Origin of the sequence: Kaistella sp. PBT33-4, assembly GCF_029194425.1 — a bacterium.
In the GTDB taxonomy this organism is placed as follows: domain Bacteria; phylum Bacteroidota; class Bacteroidia; order Flavobacteriales; family Weeksellaceae; genus Marnyiella.
Genome location: NZ_JARFYL010000012.1, coordinates 1 through 1,405, shown reverse-complemented (window position 1 = coordinate 1,405; position 1,405 = coordinate 1). Strand labels below are relative to the sequence as shown.

Below are 1,405 nucleotides of genomic sequence, written 5' to 3'. Positions count from 1 at the left end.
GGATCAAGCACAAAAGTTGGGGGGAAATATGATTAAGCTTTAATTTTGTGGGATGTTAAACAGCTACGAGATTTTAAAGTTATTACTGCCGGAATTTTTGGTGGAGTATTTTGATATTACAAAGACACAGGAAATAGACGGCGTACTTCACATATCTTTTGAAGAAAAGTCTAATCCGCCTGCAGAGCTCTCAGACAGGCTGTTAAACTCCAAAGGATTTCTTCCTGAAATTACGGTGGATGATTTTCCCATTCGTGGCAAATCTGTTAAACTTCATATAAAAAGACGCAGATGGTTGGATGTGAAAACCAACGAATCACTCCAGCGGAATTGGGAGCTGGTGGCTAAAGGAACTCGCATGACACAGGATTTTGCGGAGTTCTTAAAAAAAATCAGCCGATACTAACGAGCTCAACTGCAAGGTGATTGGCCAGCTGTACGGCGTGAACGGCAAGAAGTTTCAAAGACAATATAAAAACCATTTAAGCGGGTTCAAAACCTGGGGGCAGAAACCTCATGCAGAAGACTGGCTGGTTTTTCCCGAAAACATTTCCGAGGAACTGTCCCTGGATGAAGTGGCCCTTTCTGATGGAGAACTTTACACGGTGCTCACCTCCAAGAAAGCAAAGGGCAGAAAAGGCTCCATTGTGGCTGTGGTAAAGGGAACCAGGAGTGAGGATGTGGTAGCACATTTTAGAAAAATCCCGCAGAAACTTCGAAAGCAGGTGAAGGAAATCACTTTGGACATGTCCGGCTCCATGAAGCTTATAGCACGGACCTGTTTCTACAATGCCGCACAGACCGTGGACCGGTTTCATGTGCAAAAACTAGCCCTGGAAGCCCTGCAGGAGATTAGGATAAAGCACCGTTGGAAGGCCATCGACAAGGAAAATGAAATCATTGCGGAAGCCAAAAAGAAAGGAGAAAAACCTGAATTTGAAGTCTTTGAAAATGGAGATTCTTTGAAGCAGCTGCTAGCCCGGGGCCGATACTTACTCTATAAAAGCCGCGAAAACTGGACACAGAGCCAGAAGGAAAGGGCAAAAATCCTGTTCGGGAAATATCCGGATTTACAAAAAGCGTATCACTTAACTGATGAGTTAAGAAAGATTTATAATCAAAAAATAATCAAGTCTGTAGCCCTGCTCAAGCTTGCCCACTGGTTTAAAGACGTAGAGGAGTTCGGAAATAAAGCGTTCAGCACCGTTGTTCGAACCATCACCACGCACTATAATGATATCCTGAATTATTTTACCAACCGCTCCACAAATGCTTCTGCCGAATCCTTCAATGCAAAAATCAAAAACTTCAGAATCCAGTTACGTGGCGTAAAAGACAGGTCCTTCTTCCTCTACAGGCTTACCACTCTTTTTGCCTAATCCCCCAGGTTTTGTTCCTGATCCGG

The 1,405-nt window shown here is 43.8% G+C and carries 2 protein-coding genes; both read left to right on the top strand.

Annotation, left to right across the window (positions count from 1 at the left end):
- Positions 1-52 precede the first annotated feature (52 nt).
- Positions 53-406, top strand: coding sequence for a transposase (locus P0M11_RS13280; RefSeq protein WP_275626093.1), 354 nt, complete (start codon positions 53-55; stop codon positions 404-406).
- Positions 407-425: 19 nt separating this feature from the next.
- Positions 426-1,379, top strand: coding sequence for a transposase (locus P0M11_RS13275; protein WP_275626094.1), 954 nt, complete (start codon positions 426-428; stop codon positions 1,377-1,379).
- Positions 1,380-1,405: the final 26 nt, after the last annotated feature.

Bases quoted from the DNA above. Each gene is read 5' to 3' on its own strand.
- P0M11_RS13280 (WP_275626093.1), top strand. From the start codon at position 53: ATGTTAAACAGCTACGAGATTTTAAAGTTATTACTGCCGGAATTTTTG.